This window comes from Rhizobacter sp. P2_H2, from assembly GCF_056403375.1.
On record NZ_JBFUFP010001476.1, the window covers coordinates 1 to 1,038 of the forward strand.

The following is a 1,038-nucleotide window of genomic DNA, read 5'->3' on the forward strand; positions in this document are numbered from 1 at the left end:
GGCCTGGACGTATCCGACGTGCAGGTGCACCGCAACTCCGACAAGCCGGCGCAGCTCAACGCGCTGGCCTATGCGCAGGGCAACGACATCCACCTCGCGCCCGGCCAGGACCAGCACCTGCCGCACGAGGCCTGGCACGTGGTGCAGCAGCGCCAGGGGCGGGTCGAGCCGACGATGCAGATGGCCGGCGTGGGCGTCAACGACGATGCGTCGCTCGAGGAGGAGGCCGACGTGATGGGGGCGCGCGCGCTGCAGGCGGCGGGGTTGGAGAAGGACGCCCAGTAGCTCGCGGTGAGCCAGACCGCTGTGCGCACGCATCCGACAGACGCCCCCCAAACGGGTGAGCCCTCATCCTCAATCTGTACTTTGACGCTCCCCAGGCCCCTTCCCATACTCGACCGCTCCGCCTTGCAGTGAGACACGTCGATGACGGAAATGACCGATCTGCTTCGGTCGGCGCAATCCGGTGATCCGCAGGCTTCGAGCCGGTTGTTCGAGCTGGTCTACGCCGACATGAAGCGCATGGCGCACAGCCGGCTTTACAAGAGCGGCGGGCTGGACGACCTGGACACGACTTCGCTGGTGCACGAGAGCTTCCTGAAGCTGTCCGGCGAGGGCCGCCTCAAGGCCTCCGACCGCCCGGCCTTCTTCGGCTACGTGGCCCGCGTGATGCGCAGCGTCGTGATCGACCACGTGCGCGAGCGCCAGGCCCGCAAGCGCGGCAGCGGCGACCTGCTGGTCACCTTGACCACCGGCATCGAGGCCGAGGCGATCGACGACAGGCGTTTGATGGCGATGGGCGCCGCGCTCGACGTGCTGCAACGCCTGTCGCCGCAGTTCCACGAACTCGTCGAGCTGCGCTATTTCGCCGGGCTGTCGATCCGAGAGGTGGCCGAGGCGCGCGGCACCTCCACGCGCACTGTCGAGCGCGAGTGGGAGAAGGCGCGCGCCTTCCTGCTGCACCTGATGGAAGAGGCATGAATGTCCAGGACCTGACGCCGGCCGAGGTGAACCGCGTCTCGCTGCTGCTCGACGAGG

2 protein-coding genes are annotated in these 1,038 nt (G+C 68.2%); both read left to right on the top strand.

Annotation, left to right across the window (positions count from 1 at the left end; all coding sequences use genetic code 11):
• Window positions 1-285: eCIS core domain-containing protein (locus AC1D15_RS34040; RefSeq protein ID WP_477829547.1), on the top strand; the 285-nt coding region annotated here is incomplete at its 5' end.
• A gap of 150 nt (window positions 286-435) precedes the next feature.
• Window positions 436-981: an ECF-type sigma factor gene (locus AC1D15_RS34045; RefSeq protein ID WP_477829548.1), complete on the top strand. Its 546-nt coding sequence runs from the start codon at window positions 436-438 to the stop codon at window positions 979-981.
• Window positions 982-1,038: the final 57 nt, after the last annotated feature.

Bases quoted from the DNA above. Each gene is read 5' to 3' on its own strand.
- AC1D15_RS34045 (WP_477829548.1), top strand. From the start codon at position 436: ATGACCGATCTGCTTCGGTCGGCGCAATCCGGTGATCCGCAGGCTTCG.